Below are 1,325 nucleotides of genomic sequence, written 5' to 3'. Positions count from 1 at the left end.
GGTATGACTCACCCACATAGGTAACAAAACAGTTCAAGCACATAGGTAACAGTTTTTAACTGGCACTGGTCGATTCCGAGGATCTGACCATGCCGTGGCGAGAGCTGAAACCTATGGACCTGAAAGTGATGTTCATTGCCGACTATCTGTCCGGTCGACTCAACTTCAGTCAACTCTGTGCGGCTCACAGCATCAGTCGCAAAACTGGTTACAAGTGGGTGGCGCGCTACAACGCGGACAGCGTTAACGGCTTGATGGAGTGCAGTCGCAAGCGGCATTCCCAAGCTCAAGCCGTGCCGTTTGCAGTCAAGGAAGCCATTCTTGAGCTACGCGTTCAAGGACAAACGACTCCAGGCCCGAAGAAGATTCAGACAGCTCTAAGTGAGCGATTTCCGGATCAGCCCCCGCCCTCTAAAACCACAATCTACAACGTGCTGAAAAAGGCGGGGCTGGTGACGCCGCGGCGTTTACGTCAGCGTGTCGCCATTTATCCCAAGCCGCTTCAGAAGGCCGACTTTCCAAACCAGCTCTGGAGTGCCGATTACAAAGGCCAATACCTGACGGGAGACGGTGCCTGGTGTTACCCCCTGACCGTGATGGATCACGCCAGTCGCTTTCTACTGGCTTGTGAGAGCATGCCCAGCACGACTTTCAAGGACGCCAAGGCAACCTTCGAGCGGCTGTTTAAGATGTATGGAATGCCTGAGCGGATCCGTACCGACAACGGTGTTCCTTTCGCCAGCGGTGGGCGTGCTGGGTTGTCGCAGTTGTCCATCTGGTGGGCCCGTCTGGGGATCATCCACGAAAGGATTCAGCCGGGTCGACCAGAGCAGAACGGACGGCATGAACGCATGCACCGCACGCTTAAAAGCACGTTGCCAAGGCCGCCGGAGATCGAGTGGGGTGCGCAGCAGAAACATTTCGATCTGTTCATGCAGCACTACAATCATGAGCGTGTGCATGAGGCGCTCGGGCAGAAAACACCGGGCTCGTGTTACACAAGTTCGTCACGAACTTATCCGGAAAGGCTGCCGGAGATGAGATACCCAAGTCATGTCGAAGCTTATCGAGTGGATTCAAACGGGGTAGTGAACAAGGGCCGGCTCAGAATTTATGTGGGCTATGTACTCAAGCATGAAATAGTCGGGTTGGAGAGCATAAACGGAGGGCTTTGGGACATCGTTTTTGGGCCGGTAGTATTAGGTCGCATTGATGAAAAAGACGCCAAGGATGACTATGTAACGCTCAAGGTGATCAGAAGTAAGTAGTCAGGTGTTACCTATGTGCTTGAACTGTTTTGTTACCTATGTGGTTGATCCCTTCAC

1 protein-coding gene is annotated in these 1,325 nt (G+C 53.3%); it reads left to right on the top strand.

What is annotated here, in order from left to right:
* The first annotated feature begins 89 nt into the window (after window positions 1–89).
* Complete coding sequence (locus AC07VO_RS29865; protein ID WP_086944034.1) at window positions 90–1,268, top strand: integrase core domain-containing protein; 1,179 nt, start codon at window positions 90–92, stop codon at window positions 1,266–1,268.
* The last annotated feature ends 57 nt before the right edge of the window (window positions 1,269–1,325 follow it).

This window comes from Pseudomonas sp. GW821-FHT03E01 (assembly GCF_059420765.1).
The sequence above is the reverse complement of the archived record's forward strand: the minus strand, read 5'-3'. Positions and strand labels throughout refer to the sequence as shown.

Bases quoted from the DNA above. Each gene is read 5' to 3' on its own strand.
- AC07VO_RS29865 (WP_086944034.1), top strand. From the start codon at position 90: ATGCCGTGGCGAGAGCTGAAACCTATGGACCTGAAAGTGATGTTCATT.